This window comes from Streptomyces spororaveus (genome assembly GCF_016755875.1).
In the GTDB taxonomy this organism is placed as follows: Bacteria; Actinomycetota; Actinomycetes; order Streptomycetales; family Streptomycetaceae; genus Streptomyces; species Streptomyces spororaveus.
In genome coordinates this window covers 8,003,146-8,024,268 of record NZ_BNED01000005.1, presented here as the reverse complement: position 1 = coordinate 8,024,268, position 21,123 = coordinate 8,003,146, and the positions used below count along the sequence as shown (strand labels likewise).

Here is a 21,123-nt window from a genome sequence, read left to right as displayed (position 1 = left end):
TGGTGGTCCTATTCGGCCGGAACCGTGATCACCGGGCAGAACGCCCGGTGCAGCAGTCCGTGGACCACGGAACCAAGGCGCATGCCGGAGTAGCCTCCTCGTCCGCGGCGGCCCACCACCACGGCCAGCGCGTGCTCGGCAGCCTCCGCGAGCTCTTCCACCGGGTGCCCGATCGGGACCTCGTGGGAAAGCACCACGTCCGGGTACTTCTGCGACCAGCCGGCCGTGGTCTCGGCCAGCATCCGCCGCTGAGCCTGCAGTGCGACCTCCTCATCGTGGAGCAGGAAGACCGGCGGCTGCCACACCGCGATGGCACGCAGCGCGGCGCCTCGCAGGTCGGCTTCCTCGAAGGCGAGCGCCAGCGCCGCCTTCGAGGACTCACTGCCGTCGATGCCGACGACCAGGTAGGGCGACTCCTGGGTGATGTGCTCGGGGTTTCCCACCACGGCGACGGGGCAGTGCGCCTGTGCCACGACCGGGACCACCGTGGAACCGGCGCTGAAGAGTTCCGCGGTCCGGCTCAGGTGACGGGATCCGAGCACGAGCATGCGGGCCTGGTGAGACAGGCGTCCGATGGCGGGAACGGGGAATCCTTCGATCAGATCGGTGGCCGCGTCGAGCCCCAGGTGTCGTTCCCGCGCCCAGTCGTAACCTGCCGCGAGGGCTTCAGAGCCCGCCTGGCGCAGAGCCGTCATGCGGGGTGTGTCATCAACCTGCCGCGTACGCTGCGGCGGAGGCACGGCCACGACGAGTCGGAGCCCGATCCCACGACGGTGGGCCTCGTCCGACGCCCAGGCAAGGGGCAAGTGCCAGTCCCTGGCCGGGTCGATGCCTACGACGATCTCGCGGCGTTCGGCGGTGGCCATCACGATCCACTCCCATGCTCGTCCGGGTGGCGCGGGATGAGCAGCACAGGGCAGTGCGAGTGGTGTACGAGGCTGTGGGTGTGCCGCCCGAGGGTGGGTCCCAGGTATGCGGACGCCCGGCGACCGCCCATGACCAGCAGGTCGGCGTGTCGGGAAGCCTCGACGAGAACACCGGCGACGGACGCGCTCTTCTCGGCGTCCGCCCGCACGCTGAGGTCTGGGAATTCCCGGCGGATTCGCTCCGTCAGCGCGGTCAGCTGCCGGACGTACTCGTCGGCGATCTCCTTGATGTCGTCCATCATGGTCATCACGTCGCCGACGGACTGGAGCACGTTCCACACCTGGAGCAGCCGCAGCTCGGCCTTGCGCAGCTCGGCCTCGCGCGCCGCGTAACGCACGCAGTCCAGATCTCGCTCGTCACGGACCCCGGCGAGTACCGTCCCGCTCTCGGCGCCGCTTTCGGTTCCCCTGACGATGATGACGGGCGTCTTCGCACCGGCCGCCACCTTCAGGCCCACGGATCCGAGCAAGAGGGAGTTGAATCCGCCCAGCCCCCGGTTACCGACCACTATGGTGCCGCGACGACCAGCTGCCCGGTGCAGGCTGGCCACGGGGTCGCCACGACCGAATTCCGTGGTGGCGACCAGGCCGGGGTGCTGCTTCTTGACCGCAGCAGCGATTTCGTCGAGCAGTCCGCGGCCGGCAACACGGACGCGCTCGATGGTCTCGACAGATGCGTAGAGTGCCCGGCCGTCCGTGTCGGCGCCGTACACGATGTGCAGCGGACGCCCTCGGCGTTCGGCCTCTCCCGCTGCCCAGAGCGCGGCCTGACGGGCGGGCTCGGAGCCGTCGACGCCGACGACGACGGAGCCGAGTTCGGAACCGCTGACGGTGTGCTTCATGATTCCTCCTCGCCCAGGGCCAGTGAGGGTCTGACCTCACAGTGACACCGCAGGCCCCCGTGGGAAGAGGGCCGCTCAGGACCTTCATGGGGGCCAAAGGTCCCGGTCGGGCCTCCTTCGTGGTCACGCTGTGGTGTCCAGCCACCCGCTGTACGGCTTGAGGGACTCCTGCAGGGACGGCGCTCCGGCGGCCTGCATGTCGCCGTAGGCGGCTCGTTTCATCTGCAGGGCGAGATCCTCCATGGCGCGAGCGACGGCGAGTTCGTCGCCGATCTCCGGAACGTCGTTGTCCTGGGGTGCGCAGCGGGCGGTGCCGTGGCCCGTGAGCCGGTTCGTGCCCGTGTCGAGTTCCAGGCGTGCCTTCGTCGTGTGGTCCTCCTCGAAGAGGTAGAGACGGACCTTCCATTCGGCTGTGTGTGGCATGGGAGCCTCCGGACGGGTTCAGGCATTCGTGCTTCGGCGAGTACGCCGGGCCCAGCGCCGGAGTTCGTCGGTGCCCCACACGAGAACGGGGAAGGTGGCGATGAGCGCGACGACGTCGAGGGACAGGGCTGCAGTGCCGAACAGGTCTTGCAGCGGCGGCGCGTAGACGAGTGCCGCGGTGAAAACCAGCTCGAAGGCGATGCCGGCGAGAAGCAGGTGGTTGGAGAACAGGCCGATTTCGCGCAGAGCGGCGTGGTCGGTGCGTGCGGCCATCGCCGTGCCGACCTGGCAGGTGACGATGCCGGCGAACGTGGCGGTGGTCGCGGTGACGTACGCGTGGTGGAGGGGCGTGCCGGGGCCGGTGGGGTCGCCGGGGTGCCAGCCCGCCCGCCACAGCACGTAGAAGAACGCGGTCATGACCAGGGCGGCGGACACCGTGCCGAGCCATCCCCAGCTCCGGATGAGCATGTCGCGGGAGATGACTCCCTGCGAGCTCGGTCGCGGCGGACGGCTCATGACGCCCGGCTCGGCCCGTTCCCGGCCGAGGGCGAGGGCGGGGAGGGTCTCGGTGCCGAGGTCGATGGCGAGGATCTGCAGGACGGTCAGCGGCAGGGGGACGGTACCGGCCGAAAGTGCGAACACCAGGAAGGGAACGACCTCGGGGGTGGCGTGGGCGAAGATGTAGACGATGAACTTGCGGACGTTGTCGTAGACGCGGCGCCCGGATTCGATGGCGGCGACGATGGTGGCGAAGTTGTCGTCGGTCAGCACCATCGTGGACGCTTCGCGTGCCACGTCCGTGCCGGACCTGCCCATCGCGACCCCGATGTGCGCACGGTGAAGTGCCGGGGCGTCGTTGACGCCGTCGCCGGTCATGGCCACGATCTGCCCGTGGGCGCGCAGGGTGTCGGCCACGTGCAGCTTGGTCTCCGGTGAGGAGCGGGCGAAAACGACCTCGGTGTCGCCGTGTGCCAGGAGCTGGTCGAGCTCTTGGTCGCCCACCGTCTCGGACTGGGCCACCACCGTGAGGCGTGGTACTCCGATCCCGACCTCCCGCGCGACAGCGGCCGCGGTGGCGCCGTTGTCACCGGTGACGATATGGACCCGGACGCCCGCGTCGTGGCAGCGGCGGACGGCTTCGGCGACCTCGGGCCGCGGGGGGTCGTACAGGCCGACGAGCCCCAGAAGGCGCAGACCGCTCTCCGCGTCGTGGCGCCGCGCCGGCGTCGCGGCCCCCTTCGGCAGGTCGCGCATGGCGACGGCCAGGACTCGCATACCGTCGTGGGCGAGCCGGTCCGCGGCGGCGAGCGCGGCAGTGGGGTCACCGCCGTCAAGGGCGCTCACCACCGCCTCCGGCGCGCCCTTGACGATGACGTGGGCGCCGTCCGGTTCCTCCTGAACGACCGACATCAGGCGCAGCCGCGGGTCGAAACGGAAGACGGCCCGGCGGTCGGCGTCCCTGCGGACCAGGTCGACGGGGGCGCCGTGGGCGCCGGCTCCTTCGACCAGGGCGATCTCGGTCGGGTCGCCGTGCAGCTGGCCTTCGGCGTCCCGCGTGACCGTGGTGCACAGCGCGCCTGTCCGGGCGAGTTCGTCTGTCCAGGGGCCGGTGCTCGTGCCGTGTTCAGGTGTCCATACGGTCTGGAGCCGCATGCGGTTCCGGGTGAGGGTGCCGGTCTTGTCGGTGCAGATCACGTTGGTGGACCCGAGAGTTTCCACGGCGCTGAGCCGCTTGACCACAGCCCCTTGGCGGGCGAGGGCCCGTACCCCGACGGCGAGGGCGAGGGTGATGATCGGCAGCAGGCCCTCGGGGACGTTGGCGACCAGCAGGCCGATGGCGAAGATCAGTGAGTCGGTCAGCGGGAGTCCTACGGCCACGCCTGCCACGAGGAACACCGCGCCCATGGCGACCGCGACGGCGGCGATCAGCCAGGCGACCTTCTTGACCTGCCGCTCCAAGGGGCTGGGGTCGCGCTGGGTGCGCTGGCTGAGTGCCGCGATCCGTCCGAGTTCGGTGTGGTCGCCCGTGGCGAACACGATCGCCTGGGCCTGGCCCTCGGTGCAGGTGGTACCGCTGAAGACGAGGTTCGGCTCCTGGAGCAGCGGAGCCCCTGCGAGACCGGGGCCGGCAACGCGTTCGGCCGGAGCGGACTCCCCTGTCAGCATCGACAGGTCGACCTCGATGCCGCCGTCGGTCAGGCGTGCGTCGGCGGGGACCTTGGCGCCCTCTTCGAGGACGATGAGGTCGCCCGGCACGAGCTCGCGCGACTCGACGGCCGACGGTTGGCCGTCGCGGATCACCCATGCGTGCTCGGGCAGATATCGGGCCAGGGTCTCCACGGCCTGCTCCGCCTGGCGCTCCTGCAGGAGCGCGAAGGCGGCGTTGACCATGACCACGGCGACGATGGCCCAGCCGAGGACTGCTATGTCCGCCACGAAGGCCAGTGCGGCAGCCGCCCAGAGCAGCACGGCCAGCGGGTGGACGAGCTGGCGGACGAGTTCGCGGCCCAGGGAAGTACGGGTCTTGCGGCGGACCTCGTTGGGGCCGTAGACGGCGAGGCGGCGGGCCGCCTCGCGTGCGGAGAGTCCGCTCGGCCCGGTGCCGAGTTCGCGCCTCAGGAGCGGCAACGGTTCGAGGGGGTCAGGGCTCGGGGGCAGCCCCTTGGCCGGAGAGGGGGGCCGGGTGGCTGCCTCAGTCATCGCCGGACTCCTGTTCGCGCTTAAGCCTGCCGGACCATCGTGGCTCCACGGCCTCCCACTCGTCCTCCCACTGGGCCCGGCTGCGGGCCTCGACGCGGAGCAGACGAAGGCGGACCACTGCCCCCGTGGCAAGTGCGAGCAGGGTGAATGATCCGGCTCCCGCGGCTGCGGCCGCGAGGGCGCGTTGGGCTTCGGACGACGGCTTCTGCGCTTCCCTGCCCGTGTCGTCTACCCAGATCGTGACCGTCCGGCCGGCTGGTGTGCCGAACGGGACGGAGATCGTGGCGGAGTGCTGGTGAGCGGCGGGGTACTCCCAGACGGCCGGAGCAACCGTCCGGGAGGTGCCGCCGGAACGGTTGGAGACCGCGCGCTCCACGGCGCCGACCGTCGTTGCCTCGATCCGGTGCCGGTGGCGGGCCGCTTCCCGGGCAGTGCGGCTTTCGGCGTCCCAGACGGCCGTCGTGACGACGACGCCGAAGGACAGGGCGATCAGGAAGGAGAGCACGAAGGCGATGTTCCAGCGGCGCCGGGTCCGGTCGGCTGGACGACGCAGCTCGTTCGGACGTCCGCCGAAGAGCCGACGCACGCTGCCGACCGTCGCCGGGCGCGATCGCGTAGGCCCGTCGCCGGGCGTGCCAGCCTCGGACATCGTGCACCTCCGCGCTCTGGTACTGCCCGGCCGCTCAGTGGGGGGCGGCAAGTTCGGCGCTGATGTGGTGGGCCCACGTCCGGATCCGCTCGGGGTTGCGGAAGTCTCCTCCCTTGCCCGCGCGGACCATGGCCCGGGCGATGAAGCCGGGCGTACTGGCGGTGATGCTGCCGCCGAAGGTGATGTGCTCGCGTGCGCCGAGGCGCTCCATCTCGCGGGTCACCGCAGGCACCGGCGCGATGTCGTGCTGCGCGGCGGAACTGTCTACGGGGCCGCTGCTGAACAGGTAGACCGGGCGGTGCTGGAGGTAGTGCTCGTTGCGTTCGGCGCAGCGCTTGGCCTTGCCGCTCCAGTGCCCGGCGTACAGGGCGCCGCCGAGCACCACTGCGTCGTACCCGCGTACGTCGTCCACGTCGTCGGCGGGGACCACGACGGCGTCGAGGCCGTCCTCACGCAGGGTCCTGCCGATCTCGGACGCGATTCCGGCGGTCGCACCGTGCTTGGTGCCGTAGGCGACCAGGACGCGGTTGGACGTCATGACGAGTCTCCCTTGCCGTCCGCCGTGGTGCGCTTGACGGGGATGCTGCGCTTGGACTCCTCGGGCGAGGCCGGCATGGGCACGCGCACGGTGAGGATGCCGTCCTCGTACGCTGCCTCGACTTCGTCGGAGGGGATCGGCCCGGGCAGGCGCACAACTCTCTGGAAGGAGCCGTAGCGGAACTCCGAGTGATCCTTCTCCTCCTTGCTCTCGGTGTGCTCGGCGCTGACGGTGAGGGTGTCCCCCTCAACCGTGATCTGGATGTCCTTGTCCGGGTCCATCCCGGGAAGTTCGGCGCGCAGCGTGTACTGCCCCTCCTTGTTGGTCACCTCGATCGGGATCGGGAAGGTGTCGAACGACGACCGCCACAGCGGGAACCGTGGGAATTCGGTGCCGAACCAGTCCCTGAAGTCGGGGAACGGGCTGCGCCTGCGCTCCAGGTGCGTTCCTGACATGGTGTGCTCCGTTCCGGCGCCCGGTCAGCGCCTTCATGCGTTGCCTTCCTCCACTTTCACGAGACGGACGGCTGCTCCGCTTGGGACCATCGGGTCCCTGATGGGGCCGTTCGGCCCTCCCCGTACCGGATCGATTCGGCGGCGGCCACGTGCTGCTTGACCGCGGCGAAACTGTCCGGGGCGACGGAGATGGCGTCAATCCCGGCCTTGACCAGGAACTCCGTGAAGACGGGGTCGTCGCTGGGGCGCTGGCCGCAGAGACCGACGGGGCGGCCCGCTGCCTGGGCGCGGGGGACGAGGATCTCGATGCTCCGGGTGACCGCGGGGTTGGTCTCGTCGAAGACGTGGGCGAGGGCTTCGGAGTCGCGGTCGACACCCAGGGTGAGCTGGGTGAGGTCGTTGCTGCCGATGGAGAAGCCGTCGAAGCGTTCGGCGAAGTCCTGGGCCAGGATGACGTTGGCGGGGATCTCCGCCATGACGTAGACCTTCAGCCCGTTCTCCCCACGGCGGAGGCCTTCCTCGGCCATGACACCAAGCACCCGGTCGGCCTCTTCGAGGCTGCGGCAGAACGGGATCATGACGATGACGTTGGTCAGGCCCATCTCGTCGCGGACCTGGCGCAGGGCCCGGCATTCGAGGGCGAAGCCCTCGCGGTATCCGTCGCTGTAGTAGCGGCTCGCGCCCCGCCATCCGATCATCGGGTTGGCCTCGACCGGCTCGAACGGCCGACCGCCGACAAGGCGCGCGTACTCGTTGGTCTTGAAGTCGCTGGTCCGTACGACGACGGGGGCGGGCCACCGGGAGGCGGCGATCCGGGCGATGCCGTACGCCAGGCGATCGGTGAAGTAGCGAGTGCGGTCGAGGTATCCCTCGGTGAGCTGGTCGACGGCGCAGCGGTCGGCAGGTTCCAGGCGTTCGGGGTGCAGCAGGGCCATGGGGTGGACCTTGACCTGGTGGGCCACTATGAACTCCAGCCGGGCCAGGCCGACGCCATCGGCCGGCAGGCGCCACCACCGGAAGGCGGCGGACGGGTCGGCCAGGTTGAGCATGACGTGTGTCCGGGTGGCGGGGATGTCCGCGAGGTCGGTCTCCGTCTCCTCATAGGCGAGCAGCCCGTCGTAGACCTTGCCGCGTCCGCCTTCGGCACAGGAGACGGTCACCTTCTGTCCCTCGTGGAGGGCCTGAGTCGCACGGCTGGTGCCGACGATGGCGGGGACGCCGAGTTCGCGGCTGACGATCGCAGCGTGGGACGTGCGGCCGCCGTGATCGGTGACGATGGCGGAGGCCCGCTTCATGATCGGTTCCCAGTCCGGGTCGGTGATGCCGGTGACGAGCACCCCGCCGGACGGGAAGCGGTCGAGGTCGACGGGCGAGTCCAGGACGACGACGGGCCCGCTGCCGATGGCCTCGCCGACAGCGATGCCGTCCACGAGAGGCGTACCTGGCACGGCCGTCAGGCGGCAGCGGCGCAGGGTGGAGGCGGCGCGGCGGGACTGAACGGTCTCGGGCCGGGCCTGCACGATCCACAGGTCGCCGGTGAGGCCGTCTTTGGCCCATTCCAGGTCCATGGGGCAGCCGTAGTGCCCTTCGACGGTCAGCGCCCAGTCGGCGAGGAGCCTCACTTCGGTGTCGTTCAGGACCCTCTGCAAGCGCTCCTCGTCGGTGGTGTCGACGGTCCGCGTCAGTCCAGGTTCCGCATAGACCGCCTTCCGCCGCTTCGCTCCGACACGTACGTCGATCAGCGGGTCCAGATCCGGGTCCTTCAGGCTCGGCTTGAAGACGGTGTACTCGTCGGGGTCGACCTGCCCGCTGACGACCGTCTCGCCCAGTCCGCACGCCGCGCTGATGACGATGACCTCGGGGAATCCGCTCTCCGGGTCGAGGGTGAAGATCACCCCGGCACCGGCCAGGTCCGACCGGACCATGATTTGAACACCGACCGAGAGAGCGACCTGGAGGTGGTCGAAGGCCATCCGCTCCCGGTAGTCGATGGCTCGGTCGGTGTAGAGGGACGCGTAGCAGCGATGCACCGACTCCAGCAATTGGGCGGTCCCGCGCACGTTCAGGTAGGTCTCCTGCTGGCCTGCGAAGCTCGCCTCCGGCAGGTCCTCGGCGGTGGCGCTGCTGCGTACGGCGACCTCGGGGTCCGCGCGGCCTTCGTCGCGCCCCAGCTGCTCGTACGCCGAGACGATCTCGGCCCGCAGCCCTGGGGGCAGCGGCTCGGCGAGGGTCATCGACCGTACCGCGGCCCCGACCTCATCGAGCGCGGCGCCCTCGTGCAGGCGCGCGATCTGTTCCTCGATCCGCCCCCGGAGTCCGTGTCCGTCCAGCAGCTCTCCGTACGCGGCGGCCGTCGTTGCGAACCCCGGAGGGACGCGCACGCCGGCATCGGCCAGGTGGGCGGTCATCTCGCCCAGTGAGGCGTTCTTGCCCCCGACACTGCCGACTTCCTTACGGCCGAGTTCCGCGAACGGTATGACGCGCCGCGTGCTTGCCATGACGACCTCCGGGCTCAATAGGGGAGCGGGCGGCCGGACGGGGTTCGCAGGTCCAGCGGCGCGAGCTTGTGTTGCTGCTTCTGGCGGGACTGGATCCGGATGCGCTGCATGGTGCCCACCTCCTGAGGAAACGGAGCCCGTATCGGCATCCGGATTCCACGATCACACCGGGAGGTGGCTGCACCCCAGTGCCGAGAGGTACAGCGGCAAGGGGCCGACCGGGCCGTGCCGGGGAGGGGCCGACCGGCCCATGGCAGACCGAGCAAGGGATCAAAAGGCTCATGCCCGACAGGCCGAAGACCGTGCGGCTTGGGGCATGTCCGAGACGACGACCACCCACGTCTACCAGGTGACGCTGGCGATGTCTCACCTGCGAGAGGGGATGCGCGCCCCGGTCACCTTCAGCCTGTTCGTCCAGGATCTGCCGCCCGGCCGGGGATTCCTCGTCTCCGCCGGGCTGGAGCCGTCCCTGGACTACCTGTCCCACTTCCGGATGAGCACGGATGACGTCCACGATTCCGCCGTCGCGCTCCACAGACCACCCGAGGAAGTGTCCGGCCTGCTCGGCCTGCGCTTTGACGGGGAAGTCCGCGCGATTCCGGAGGGCCACCTCGTTTTCGCCGGGGAGCCCCTGCTGGAGGTCACCGCCCCTGCGCGGATGTGATCGGTCTGTCCGACGAGCAACCGCCCGACGGTACGGTGCCCCTGCTCCGTACGGTGATGCGGGACGGCCGCGGGACCGGCCTTCCCGACACCCTCGCCTCGGCCAGAGCCCGCTTCGAGGCTGACCTCGTGGACCTGCGACATCGGTCGGCCTCGGAGACAGGAGCCGCTGAACGGGATCCGCTGGTCAGCCGACTTCCATGCGGAACCACCGCTGCCGACCGGGGGCCACGGACGCGGCACGTCCACCGGGCAGGTACAGCGGAAGGGGAGGGGCCGTTGGGGACAAGGGAACAGTGATACCCAGCCTGCCGGGGACGGACCGGATGCGAATGCCACGGTGACGGGGGGCGATGCCCAGTCCTTCCGGGCCGACCTCGAGCCCCACGATGCCCCGTTCGATGAGGTCGAAAGCGCCGGCCATGGCTCCGAGGCGGATGTCTTCCGTGTACCGCCTTCGGTAGGCATCCTGGTCCAGCTCGGCCAGATCTCCGTAGCCCTCGAACTGACTGAGGAAATGCCGTGCCGCGGCAGGACGTAGAGATGGCGGGAGACGTCCTCCCAGGAGTTCAGCGCCTCCGCATCGAGGCCGAGTTGCTGCTCAAGCTGACGCGTGCGCGTCCGCGGCGGCTCTGCTGCCGACTCGAGTCTACGGGCCAGCATCCATGCGGCGGTCACGTTCGTGTAGGCATTGTCGTCGACCCCGGGTGTGGCCGCCCCGGGGCAGGCATCGTGGTACTCGTCCGAGCCCATGATCCCGCGGATCCGGTAGGGCTGCCGGTCCGCGTCGTGCTCGGCGGCCACTCACCAATAGCGGACAATACTCAGGAGCAGTTCGGCGCCGGGGCCGTACCGGAACCCTGCGTCACCGGTGCTCTGCGCATATCGCCACCCCCGACCTGTCAGTGGCCCTCCGTGCGCCTGCCTCCGATTTGGAGCGGCCGCATCATCTCGTTGTCCTCGTGCTCGACGATGTGGCAGTGCCAGACGAAGCGACCAGGGTGATCGAACCGTGCCTTCACCCTGGTGATTTCTCCTGGGTAGGCGATCACGGTGTCCTTGAAGCCGCGCTCCCAACTCTCCGGCGGAGTGGGGGACCCGGTGAACGGCTGCCGGTTCACCACCTCGAACGCCACCTCGTGGATGTGGATCGGGTGGGCGTCCACAGTGAAGTTGTACAGCTCCCATGTTTCGGTCGCGTTCAGCCTCGGGTTCTCCGTGACCGGGTCGTCCCACTCGAGCAACACCGGATTGCCGGCGGAGTCAACCGTCCCGAGCAGGTTCTGGACCGGCGTTCCCGGTGGCACCAGGGGATTGGTGGAGTTCGCCTCGTTGAGGGAGAGCCGACGGGTGACGCTCGACGAGCCGAGTGGCCTGATCATGGGCAGCCTGAGCCGGTCCGGCGGCACGCTGGTGTCCTTGCTCGCCAACGGTCCGACCACGAATTTCATCACTTGACCGGTGGTGGCCGGATCCGCCACGGGGAAGGCCACGCCCGGTTCGCCCCGGCCGAAGGGTTCGTCCGAGCCCTCGTTGATGAGGTACAGCTCGGTGCCTTCCGGGATCCCGGTGAAGTCGACGATGACGTCGGCCCGCTCCGCATTGGCCAGCAGCAGCCGCTCCAGCCGCACGGGTGCGGGCAGGAACCCGCCTTCGTTGCCGATCTGCCAGAACGGCACGGCCGACCGGGCCGGCCGGACGGTCGGGCTGTCTGCGATCTTCAGGATGAGGAACCGGGCATTGCATCCGTTGAGGAAGCGCAGCCTGTAGCGACGCGGTTCGACCTCGAGCTTCGGCCATGTCCGGCCGTTGACCACCATGGTGTTGGCGAAGAATTCGGGGTTCCAGATCGGAGGCACATCGGTGGTGGGAATGTACGGCCCCGCGAAACCGTCGAAGAACTCCCGGCTCGTGGGGTAGAACAGCGAGCCGTCCGAGTTGAACGAGCGGTCCTGGATGGCCAGGGGGATCTCGTGGTACCGGGTGCCCGGCCGGTCTCCGAAGGCGGGCGCCGGGCCGGGCAGCGCCCCCTTGGGCAGGTCACCGTCACCGCCGCGCAGCAGATAGAAGCCGGCGGGCCCGGCGTAGACGTTGAGCCTGGTCAGACCAAGGGTGTGATCGTGGAACCAGAGGGTCGACGCCCGCTGGTCGTTCGCGTACTGGAAGGTCGCGGTACCCGGGTCCCACTTGAGGCCGTGTCCATCGGCGAACTTCTCCCGGAACTCGTCGTAGAACGAGCCGACGGTGGCGAATCCAGCAGGAATATTGTTCGCGCGTGGCAGGTACCACGCTTCGGTGTAGCCGTCGCTCTCCTCGGTGGAATGCCCACCGTGCAGGTGGGTGACGATCGGTACGGGGCCCGTGTACGGACCCGGCGTCGAGGTGAACGTCGGCCGGGAATCACGCCCGCTCGTTCCGCCCGGAGGGTTCGCCCAGTGCAGGGTCGGGTCGACCGCCAGCAAGTGCGGGAGGAAACGACCCTGGCTGTCGACGAGATCGTTCACCCAGGTCACCCGGACAGGCCGGTCGGTCTTGGCCTCGATGGTGAACGACGGGTAGTTGAACGTGCTGCTGTCCCCGAGCGAGCCGTATCCCCACACGGTGGTGGACGGCAGAGTGGGAGGCAATACCTGCTGGCTGAATTGCCGGACGCCGATGACGTACGTATCGATGCCGTGCCGCTCCGAGTGGCGGGCCTTCGGCATCACCGGCGGGATCACCAGGTCGGTGACATATTTCGGGATGGTCGTGGGGTCCAGAGTGGAGACCTGGAAATTCCCGACAGACCTGGCCCCCGGGACCACCGTGGTCTCATTCGGGAGTGCCACCGCCTCATTAGGGGCCGGAAGGACCAGGGCCGCTCCACCAACGGCCCCGGCTACGAGCAGGTCTCTTCGCGCGATCATTTCTCTCGCCTTCTGCAGCCCGAGGGCGTCGACCGTTTGTTCACTCAACGTTACTCAATATGCACAGTGAGTAATCAAACCGTGTCCGGCGTGTCGTCGGGCTGTCGGGGCAGGCAGCGCGCGTGAGCTGCGACCGGCACAGCCATGGCCAATATCCGTGTCGGCACATGGCCTGCTCCCAGCCTGTGTTTTCTCGTGGCCCGTCGGCCTCCTGGAACCGCAGGGTGCGGCCGGGCGGCGTCGTTGTGAGGTCTGCGCGGGGAGATTGCCGGACGCCGTCAGGTTCGTGACTGGGGCGATCAGGCGGTCCTGGGAGGCAAGGCCATAGAGCTCGGCCCCCAGAGTGCCACTACGTGCCAGTCAGGGCGGGCGGTATGCAGCAGTCACGAAGGGACCCGCCACACCACCGCCCGAAAGCCCCACGTAGGAACGTTCTCGCAGGCCGGACGCACGTTCGGGGTCCGAGTGCCGGGTGATTGCATCCGCGCCGCGAGCCCGGAGGTTCGCTGCGGCAGACGTGCCGCCGGTCCGGTCGAGGCCGATCACCGGGCCGAAGTGCCCGCGTCGGCCTGCCTCCACCCCGGCCAGGGAGTCTTCGACCATGGCCGCGTCGACGGGGTCCACGCGCAGCCGGCGTACCGCTTCGAGGAACAGGGCGGGGTCCGGCTTGCCCACCAGGTTCATCCGGTGGGCATCCGTCCCGTCCACGAGCACGTCGACGAGGGGGCGATTGCGGCCGACTGCAGCAAATGGGCGGCCATGTCTGGATGCCGAGGCGGCGGCACATCGCATCCCCTGGGCACGCAGCGCTTCGAGTGCGGGCCCGGACCATCGAGACGGGGTCTCCCGTCCGGCATCTCCCGATACTGCCGCTCGGCGTCGAAAGGCAGCTGCGCCGGGCGGCCGGTGCCCGCCGCCCAGCCGTCGAGGCAGCCGTCGAAAGCGGACTTCCACGCAACGGCATGCAGCGCGGCGGAGTCGAGCAGGACCCCCTCTGTATCCAGGACGACGGCTCGAAGCCGGCTCACTGCCGGATCACCCTGCGTCCGGTGATCCGGATCGCGGTGACCTTCATCCAATGGGTCCGCGGGCCGCCGGCCCAGGGCAGGGAGTACGCGACTGCGTCAAGCCGACCGAGCTCCTCCGCGTCAGTGACGCCTCCCGCCTCGCCTACGACCATAACGCTCCAGCCCAGGCGCGTGGCGTCGTCGATATGGTCGACCTCGAAGGCCACCTCGGTGCCGGCGGCCCGTGCAAGCACCGCGTCACCCGAGGTCCGGAATGCGATGTCGCGGCCCGCCACCACGTAGTTGACCGGGAATATCGCCGGACCCTCCGGGGTGAAGACGGCGACCCTGCCCACGCCGTGCGTGGACAGCAGCCGTCGGCACTCGGCTTCGGACAACTCGACCAGCTTGGCATCCAGCATGGCCGTTCCTCTCCCTGGCGGGTACTCCGTCGTCGCGCCGGAGAGTTCCGCGACGGTCGTCCCGAGCGCGTCGGCGAGTCGCAGAAGGGAGCCGATCGCCGGCGCTGCCGCGTGTTCCTCCAGGTAGGTGATGTACGCGCCGTCAGCGCCGCAGCGCTCACCCAGTTCGTCCCGGGTGAGGCCGAGTTCCTCACGGTGCATGGCGATCCGCCGCCCGAGGTCAGTACGTCCGGCCGGCGCCTCTGTGGCGCCCGGCTCGTGCTGGGTTCTCCTCATCGTCTTCACGTCCTCTCGGTGTCGGGGCTGGGTGGCCGGAACCGTGACAATGTGTGCCGGGGCTGTGGAGACCGGCGTTCGCGATGGGTGCCAGGCCGATACGTCCCGTGCCGAGGATCCTGACCGAATTCACCTCGGGCACGTCGCCTTCGGCGATGCGCTCGTCGATGCCGCGGACGGTGACGGCGTCGGCGTCGGCCGATCGCGCCGACTGCGTCTGTCCAGGCCCTGGAAGGCGAGTGTCTTCACGACGCTCCCCTCTTCCCTTGCATACGTTAAGGAGGTTGCACCGCCAGGCTGGACCGGGCTCGACCGCCCGCGCATGGGCCGGTCGGTCCCCTGCGTGGGCCTGTCGGCCCCCTGTCGGCCCTTACACACGGTGCAATGGTGAGAACCGGATCCCCTTACCGAAGGGAGGGCGGGTCATGTCCGAGACAGCCCCGCGCCCCGCTACCGCCTCGCCCAGACCCGCACTCCTGCGCTTGCTCGGTGCAGTACGCACGGTCACCGGCAGCAAGTTCCTCGTCGAGAGCGACCACGCCCGCATCCTGGTCGACTGCGGGCTCTTCCAGGGTTTCGCGGACTTGCGCCGTCGCAACTGGGACAAGCCCGGCTTCGACGCCTCCGATCTCCGCGCCGTGGTCGTGACCCATGCTCACCTGGACCACTGTGGCTATCTGCCGCGACTGGTCCGGCACGGCTTCCGTGGTCCGATCCTCTGCACCCCCGGAACGGCCCGCCTCGCCGAGATCGTGCTCCGCGACAGTGCCCGCCTCCAGATGGAGGCCGCCGAGCACGCCAACCGTCACGGCTGGTCCAAGCACCGCCCCGCCAAGCCTCTCTACGACGACTCGGACGTCGAGAACACGTTGAAGTTCTTCGACCCGGTCGAGGTCGGCAGCGAGATCGAGATCATGGCCGGAACGAAGCTGAAGCTGCACCACGGCGGACACATCCTCGGCTCAGCCTGGGCCCACCTCACGCTGGAGGACGGCCACACCCTGGCCGTCAGTGGCGACCTCGGTCGTCCCGGGCACCCCCTGCTGCTGCCCCCGGAGCCGTTCACCGGCGCCGACGTGCTGCTGATGGAGTCCACCTACGGCGACCGCCGCCACGACCACGAGACGGCACGGCGCGAGTTCGCTGCCGTGATCACCCGAACGCTGTCGCGAGGAGGAACCGTCGTCATCCCGGCGTTCGCGATCGACCGGACCGAGGTCGTCCTGCACGAGCTGGCCGAGCTGCGCGGCGACGGCACGCTGCCCCGCCACGTGCCCGTCTACGTGGACAGCCCCATGGCCCTGGCCGCCTTGGACGTGTACCGCGACGCCCTGCGGTCCCGCGCTCCCGAACTGCGGCCCGAGATCCTGGCCCAGGGCGAGGCGGTGTTCAGCCCAGAGCCCTTCCTGGCCGCCCGTACCGTCCAGGAGTCCATCGACATCAACAGCACCACAGGCCCCGCGGTCATCGTCTCCTCCGCCGGCATGGCCACCGGCGGCCGGGTCCTGCACCACCTGCACCGGCTGCTGCCCGACCCCCGCAACGCTGTCGTGGTCGTCGGCTTCGCCGCGGCCGGCACCCGGGCGCGTGACCTCGTCGACGGAGTCCGCACCCTCAAGATGTTCGGCGAGTACGTTCCCGTACGCGCCGAGGTGGCCGACGTACCCCACTTCTCCGCCCACGCGGACGCCGACCAGATCATCGACTGGCTGCGCGACGCCCCGCCCCCACACACCACCTACCTCGTCCATGGCGAGGAGACCGCCGCCGAGACCCTACGGGACCGCATCGACCACGAGCTGGGATGGACGGCCGTCGTACCCAAATCCGGCGAGGCCGTCCTGGTCCGCTGACCCGGGCCGTATGGGCCCTGCGGTATGCACCGCGAGGCCCTCCCGCACCCCAAGAGACCGGCACGACCCTGAAGGGGAACGGCTGGAGGCACACCATGACCACTCTCCTCGACGAGATGGAACCCGAAGCACGCCAGGCTCTGCTCGCCCACGCCCACCGCGTGGACATCCCCGCCGGAACCCGCATCTTCAAGGAACGGCAGCGGGCCGACCGCTTCTGGATCATCGAGAACGGCACCGTCGACCTCGACCTGCACGTCCCCGGCCACAAGGCCGCCGTCGTCGACACCCTCGGTTCAGGAGAGCTCCTCGGCTGGTCATGGATGGTCCCGCCCTACTCCTGGCACCTCGGCGCCGTCACCACTCACCCCGTTCGGGCACTCGAATTCGACGCCGAGGCCGTACGGAAGCTCTGCGACGAGAACGCCGCCGTGGGCCGTTGCATATCGACCGCTGTCGCCGCAGTCATCGCCCGTCGCCTCGACTCGGCCCGTACCCGGATCCTCGACCTGTTCGCGCCCCACCACAGCGACATGCCGCTCGCCTACGCCCGCTGAGGACCAGCCATGACCTCCACCCCGTACACCGTCAACGACGTCATGACGAAGACCGTCGTCACCGTCACCGCCGCCGCCGAATTCAAGGAGATCGCCACCGCCATGGAGCGCTGGAAGGTCACCGCGGTCCCGGTCATCGAAGGCGAAGGCCATGTCGTCGGCGTCGTCTCCGAAGCCGACCTCCTCACCAAGGAGGAGTTCCACGAACACGGACCGAGCCTCATCGAGCAGATGCGCCGCCTCGGCGACACCGCGAAGGCCGGATCGGTCCGCGCCGAGCAGTTGATGACCACACCCGCCGTCACGATCCGCCCCGACGCCACGCTCCCCCAGGCCGCCCGCCTGATGGCCGACCGCCACATCAAACGGCTTCCCGTCGTCGACGCCGACGGCACCCTCCTCGGCATCGTCAGCCGCGCCGACCTCCTGAAGGTCTTCCTCCGCGCCGACGACGACCTGGCCGCCGAGGTCCGCCGCGAGGTCGTCGACCGTCTCTTCCCCCTCTCGCACCGTGACATCACGGTCGACGTCACGCACGGGATCGTCACCCTGTCGGGAAGGACCCGCGACCCGCACCTCATCCCCGTGGCCACGCGCCTCGCCCGGGCCGTCGAAGGTGTGGTCGGCGTGCACTGCCGGCTCGAAGGCCCTGCCTCGGCGTAAGCGCCATGTCGGCCTTACGGGGCCAGGTCCCGCTTCATCAGCAACGCGTGGCCGAGAACGAGCCCCACGACTCCGACCCCGACCAGAACTACCAGCTGCGGCCACAGCACATGTCCCTGTGCCAGCGCGTCACCCGGTGTGTAGTAGTGGAAGGGGCTGATGAAACGCAGGGGCGCCGCCTTCGACCAGGCCAGCGCGATGAAGTTCACCGCGAAGCCGACCGCCCCGATGGCGATCGTCGCACCGATCACCTGCGCGCGTCGGCTCCCCCAGGCCGAAACGGCCAGGGCCGGTCCGGCCAGGCACAGCGCGAAGCCGCACCCCATCAGCCCCGCCGCGAAGACACCGCTCAACGGCACGTCCCGGTGGATGTCCGGGGACAACCAGACGCCCGCCGCCACCGTCAGCGTCGCTGCGGCGTTGAGGGCGAGGGCGGCGATCACCACGGCAGCGGTCCGCTCGGCAAGCAGCCGGTTGCGGCTCACGGGGCGCACCACGACGAGCTCGATCGTCCCTGATTCCACGTCGGCCGCCACCGCGGCCGCGGCCAGCGCCCGAGGGCCACCAGCATCCGCCGACGCCTGTGCAGTGCCAGCCACAGCAGGGGCCACCGCGTCTTCATGGCGCGCGCCCTTCCGCCTTGCCGTTGCGGTACAGATCGCCCCGACCCATGCCGAGCGTGAAACCCTCCACCCCGACCACCGCCCCGTAGCGCTTGGTCAGTCCCCTGAGCTCGATCGTATCCATGGCACCCACCCCACCAGTCTGTGCCCCGGCCCAGGCCGACGCGCAGCCGCACGGCTCCCTCCCTCCGCCGTCAACAACCTGACGCCTGGTCGCATGCCGGCCCACGCATCGTCGGCCGTCTGCGCGAGGTGAGCGGACGCGCTGCACGACGCCCCCGACGCAGCCGCTTCAGCCGGACCGCAGCCCGCGCACGCGAGCGCCGAACACACGCCACCGCCGCTCGTTGTCGCGCACAAGCGTTGCCGATTCCGCGAGGAGATCCGCCGCCCGATCGAGCAGCTCGGACGCCGCGAAGAGGTAAGCAGGGGCATACCGCTCGGACCCCAGGTCGGCTCGCAGCGCCGCGGGAGAAAACGTGACCCGATCCAACAAGTCGACGGAGCGGCGCAGCAGATGGGCGACCAGCGCCAGCAACCCCGCCGACTGCCCCTCTCGGTGCGGAGCCGACCACAGCGGCGCCCGCCGGCTCCCGGCGTAGCAGCAGCCGTTGCGGCGCCCTCACCAGAAGCGCAGGCTGCTGTACAGGCGGAGACGAACCCTTGATGGAAGGTGAGCGAGGGCATGACACACCCCGCAGACCGCCACACGACCGGCAAAGAGCGCAGCACGGCGGTGCTGGATGTACGAGGGATGGTCTGCGCGACCCAGCAGAGCACGGTCGCGGCTGTACTCGGACGCCGGCCGGGCGTGCTCGGTGTCGAAGTCAACCCCGTGGCACAGTCGGCCACGGTCGTCTTCGACCCGCAGCGGACCTCTCTCGCCGAGTTGCGGAACTGGGTGACCGCATGCGGTTACCACTGCGCCGGTCAGTCGGTGCCCTCGCACATCTGCGATCCGATGCAGGAACCGGACCCACCCGGGTTCACGGCCTCGCCTCCGGAGCGCATCCGCAGCGCACCTGAGGGGGCCGCAGGCCGGCCTCCGCCCGACGAGGCGATGGGTCACGGCGGTCACGGCGGTCACGGCGGGATCTCGATAGCTGCGATGGTCGCGGACATGCGCAACCGCTTCCTGGTCGCGGTGGCGTTCTCCGTCCCGATCGTGGTCTGGTCGCCGATCGGCGAGGAGGTCTTCGGCTGGCATGCGCCCGTGCCGTTCGGCCTGCGCCAGGACGTGTGGGCGCTGCTGCTGAGCCTGCCGGTGATCTTCTATTCGTGCTCGATCTTCTTCAGCGGCGCTGTCGGGGCCCTACGTGCCCGGACCCTGGACATGATGGTGCTCGTGGCGGTCGGTGTCGGTGCCGGCTGGCTGTACTCCCTGATCGTCACCCTCACGGGGGGCGGGGACGTCTTCTACGAGGCGGCCACCGTGCTGGCCTCCTTCGTTCTGCTGGGCCACTGGTTCGAGATGCGGGCCCGCGGCGGAGCGAACGACGCGATCCGCACCCTCCTGGATCTGGCCCCGGCGAAAGCCGTGGTCCTGCGGGACGGCCTGCCTGTGGAGGTCGCCACCGCCGAGGTGGCTGCCGGGGACCTGCTCCTCGTACGCCCGGGGACGAAGATCGCCGCGGACGGGGTCGTCGAGGAGGGTGAGAGCGAGGTCGACGAGTCGACCGTGACTGGCGAGAGCCTGCCCGTGCACAAGGGCCCCGGATCCCCGGTGGTCGGCGCCACGCTCAACGCCAACGGCACACTGCGCGTACGGGCGACCAAGGTCGGCGCGGACACGGCGCTGGCCCAGATCGTCAAGCTCGTCCAAGAGGCCCAGAACTCCAAGGCCCCCGGCCAGCGGCTCGCCGACCGGGCGGCGTTCTGGCTCGTCCTCGTCGCCCTCGTCGGGGGCGCGCTCACTCTCGCCGTGTGGCTGCTCGCCACCGACCGGCCCTTCAGCTCGGCCATGCTCTTCGCCATCACCGTGGTCGTCATCACCTGCCCGGACGCGCTGGGCCTGGCCACCCCCACGGCGATCATGGTTGGTGCGGGTTTGGGCGCTCGGCGGGGTGTGCTGTTCAAGAACGCGATGGCTCTGGAGGCGTCCGCCGGCATCCACACCGTGGTCATGGACAAGACCGGCACCCTCACCCGAGGCGAACCCGAAGTGACGGACGTGATCAGCGTCGGTGGCGACGAGGACGAGGTACTGCGGCTGGTTGCGGCCGTCGAGCGGGAATCCGAGCATCCGCTGGCCGACGCGGTCGTACGATACGCCGCCACGCGCGCCATCGCCGCTGCGCAGGCCCGCCACTTCGAGAACATGCCGGGCCATGGCGCGACGGCCGTGGTGGACGGCCACCGGGTCGCGGTCGGCAACCTTCGCCTGATCGAAGGAGAAGGTGTCGATCTCGCGGCCGTGTCCGCTCGTCGCGAGGAGCTGGCGGCCACCGGCCGCACGGTCGTCATCGCCGCTGTGGACGGCCGGGCGGCGGCTCTGATCGGCATCGCCGACGCGCCCCGGGAAACCTCCGCCGCCGCAGTGGCCGACCTGCAGGGCCTCGGCGTCGAGGTCGTCATGCTCACCGGCGACAACCGGGCCACCGCCGAACGCATCGCGCAGCGCCTGGGCATCGACACCGTCATCGCCGAGGTCCTCCCCCGCGACAAGGCGGCCACCATCGCCGAACTTCAGCGCGGCGGCCGCAAGGTCGCCATGGTCGGCGACGGAGTCAACGACGCCCCCGCCCTCGCCCAGGCGGACCTCGGCATCGCCATCGGCGCCGGCACCGACGTCGCCATCGAGACCGCAGACCTCGTCCTGATGCGCTCCGACCCCCTCGACGTCCCCACCGCCCTGCGCATCGGCCGAGGCACCGTGCGCAAGATGCGCCAGAACCTCGGCTGGGCCATCGGCTACAACGCCATCGCCCTGCCCATCGCCGCCGGCGTCTTCGAACCCTCCACCGGCCTGATCCTCCGCCCCGAGATCGCCGCCCTGGCCATGTCCGGATCCAGCGTCATCGTCGCCGTCAACGCCCTCGCCCTCAAACGCCTCCGCCTGCCCGGCCCGGCCCCTGCGGTCTCTGCTGACGGAGACAATGGCCAGGGCGGGTAACCCCGTGCCC

Annotated in this window: 19 protein-coding genes and 2 pseudogenes; 5 read left to right on the top strand and 16 right to left on the bottom strand. The window is 69.8% G+C overall.

Going from position 1 to position 21,123, the window contains the following annotated elements; translation table 11 throughout:
* Positions 1–8: 8 nt before the first annotated feature.
* The 9 genes from Sspor_RS38635 to Sspor_RS41235 all read right to left on the bottom strand — a co-directional run bounded on the left by Sspor_RS38635 (position 9) and on the right by Sspor_RS41235 (position 9,180).
* Positions 9–866 (bottom strand): universal stress protein, encoded by an 858-nt coding sequence (locus tag Sspor_RS38635; RefSeq protein ID WP_202203283.1) that lies wholly within the window; start codon positions 864–866, stop codon positions 9–11.
* Positions 866–1,768 carry a universal stress protein gene (locus Sspor_RS38630; RefSeq protein WP_202203282.1) on the bottom strand — a complete coding sequence of 301 codons (903 nt, stop codon included), beginning with the start codon at positions 1,766–1,768 and terminating at the stop codon, positions 866–868. The genes Sspor_RS38635 and Sspor_RS38630 overlap by 1 nt, the downstream gene beginning before the upstream one ends.
* A 123-nt stretch (positions 1,769–1,891) precedes the next feature.
* Entirely contained in the window at positions 1,892–2,191 is a 300-nt protein-coding gene (locus Sspor_RS38625) for a DUF1876 domain-containing protein (RefSeq protein WP_202203281.1), read from the bottom strand.
* 18 nt (positions 2,192–2,209) lie between these two features.
* Complete coding sequence (locus Sspor_RS38620) at positions 2,210–4,891, bottom strand: cation-translocating P-type ATPase (RefSeq protein ID WP_202203280.1); 2,682 nt, start codon at positions 4,889–4,891, stop codon at positions 2,210–2,212.
* On the bottom strand, positions 4,884–5,477 hold the full coding sequence (locus Sspor_RS38615) for an Rv1733c family protein (RefSeq protein WP_202203279.1): 594 nt from the start codon (positions 5,475–5,477) through the stop codon (positions 4,884–4,886). Before Sspor_RS38615 ends, Sspor_RS38620 begins: the two co-directional genes overlap by 8 nt.
* Before the next feature lie 97 nt (positions 5,478–5,574).
* Entirely contained in the window at positions 5,575–6,078 is a 504-nt protein-coding gene (locus Sspor_RS38610) for a flavodoxin domain-containing protein (protein WP_202203278.1), read from the bottom strand.
* Positions 6,075–6,533 (bottom strand): Hsp20/alpha crystallin family protein, encoded by a 459-nt coding sequence (locus tag Sspor_RS38605; protein WP_202203277.1) that lies wholly within the window; start codon positions 6,531–6,533, stop codon positions 6,075–6,077. Before Sspor_RS38605 ends, Sspor_RS38610 begins: the two co-directional genes overlap by 4 nt.
* Before the next feature lie 56 nt (positions 6,534–6,589).
* Positions 6,590–9,031, bottom strand: a complete 2,442-nt coding sequence (gene ppsA, locus Sspor_RS38600; RefSeq protein WP_202203276.1) for a phosphoenolpyruvate synthase — start codon at positions 9,029–9,031, stop codon at positions 6,590–6,592.
* Between the two features lie 14 nt (positions 9,032–9,045).
* Positions 9,046–9,180: a hypothetical protein gene (locus tag Sspor_RS41235; RefSeq protein WP_272934864.1), complete on the bottom strand. Its 135-nt coding sequence runs from the start codon at positions 9,178–9,180 to the stop codon at positions 9,046–9,048.
* Positions 9,181–9,347: 167 nt separating this feature from the next.
* On the opposite strand from Sspor_RS41235, the pseudogene Sspor_RS38595 reads away from it, so the two are divergent.
* Positions 9,348–9,683, top strand: a pseudogene (locus tag Sspor_RS38595) (nicotinate phosphoribosyltransferase); the annotation flags it as partial.
* 557 nt (positions 9,684–10,240) lie between these two features.
* Here Sspor_RS38595 and Sspor_RS41665 read toward each other — a convergent pair.
* From Sspor_RS41665 to Sspor_RS38580, 4 genes and pseudogenes are all read right to left on the bottom strand, one after another.
* A pseudogene (locus tag Sspor_RS41665) lies at positions 10,241–10,498 on the bottom strand (glycoside hydrolase family 65 protein); the annotation flags it as partial.
* Between the two features lie 98 nt (positions 10,499–10,596).
* Positions 10,597–12,648 carry a multicopper oxidase family protein gene (locus Sspor_RS38590; RefSeq protein ID WP_202203274.1) on the bottom strand — a complete coding sequence of 684 codons (2,052 nt, stop codon included), beginning with the start codon at positions 12,646–12,648 and terminating at the stop codon, positions 10,597–10,599.
* A 312-nt stretch (positions 12,649–12,960) separates the two neighbouring features.
* Positions 12,961–13,392: an HAD-IA family hydrolase gene (locus Sspor_RS41385; protein ID WP_308445567.1), complete on the bottom strand. Its 432-nt coding sequence runs from the start codon at positions 13,390–13,392 to the stop codon at positions 12,961–12,963.
* 232 nt (positions 13,393–13,624) lie between these two features.
* Positions 13,625–14,305, bottom strand: a complete 681-nt coding sequence (locus Sspor_RS38580; protein ID WP_202204114.1) for a helix-turn-helix domain-containing protein — start codon at positions 14,303–14,305, stop codon at positions 13,625–13,627.
* 425 nt (positions 14,306–14,730) lie between these two features.
* Between Sspor_RS38580 and Sspor_RS38575 the strand changes: the two genes are divergently transcribed.
* The 3 genes from Sspor_RS38575 (at position 14,731) to Sspor_RS38565 (ending at position 17,378) form a co-directional block, all read left to right on the top strand.
* On the top strand, positions 14,731–16,158 hold the full coding sequence (locus tag Sspor_RS38575) for an MBL fold metallo-hydrolase RNA specificity domain-containing protein (RefSeq protein ID WP_202203273.1): 1,428 nt from the start codon (positions 14,731–14,733) through the stop codon (positions 16,156–16,158).
* 95 nt (positions 16,159–16,253) lie between these two features.
* On the top strand, positions 16,254–16,715 hold the full coding sequence (locus Sspor_RS38570) for a Crp/Fnr family transcriptional regulator (protein WP_202203272.1): 462 nt from the start codon (positions 16,254–16,256) through the stop codon (positions 16,713–16,715).
* Positions 16,716–16,724: 9 nt separating this feature from the next.
* Positions 16,725–17,378, top strand: a complete 654-nt coding sequence (locus Sspor_RS38565; RefSeq protein ID WP_053613062.1) for a CBS domain-containing protein — start codon at positions 16,725–16,727, stop codon at positions 17,376–17,378.
* A 14-nt stretch (positions 17,379–17,392) separates the two neighbouring features.
* Here Sspor_RS38565 and Sspor_RS38560 read toward each other — a convergent pair whose 3' ends face one another.
* The 3 genes from Sspor_RS38560 to Sspor_RS38555 all read right to left on the bottom strand — a co-directional run bounded on the left by Sspor_RS38560 (position 17,393) and on the right by Sspor_RS38555 (position 18,539).
* Positions 17,393–17,977, bottom strand: a complete 585-nt coding sequence (locus tag Sspor_RS38560; protein ID WP_202203271.1) for an ABC transporter permease subunit — start codon at positions 17,975–17,977, stop codon at positions 17,393–17,395.
* Between the two features lie 19 nt (positions 17,978–17,996).
* Positions 17,997–18,125: a hypothetical protein gene (locus tag Sspor_RS41230; protein ID WP_272934863.1), complete on the bottom strand. Its 129-nt coding sequence runs from the start codon at positions 18,123–18,125 to the stop codon at positions 17,997–17,999.
* 168 nt (positions 18,126–18,293) lie between these two features.
* Positions 18,294–18,539: a hypothetical protein gene (locus Sspor_RS38555; protein WP_237404224.1), complete on the bottom strand. Its 246-nt coding sequence runs from the start codon at positions 18,537–18,539 to the stop codon at positions 18,294–18,296.
* 147 nt (positions 18,540–18,686) lie between these two features.
* Between Sspor_RS38555 and Sspor_RS38550 the strand changes: the two genes are divergently transcribed.
* Positions 18,687–21,113 carry a heavy metal translocating P-type ATPase gene (locus tag Sspor_RS38550; protein WP_202203270.1) on the top strand — a complete coding sequence of 809 codons (2,427 nt, stop codon included), beginning with the start codon at positions 18,687–18,689 and terminating at the stop codon, positions 21,111–21,113.
* Positions 21,114–21,123 lie beyond the last annotated feature (10 nt).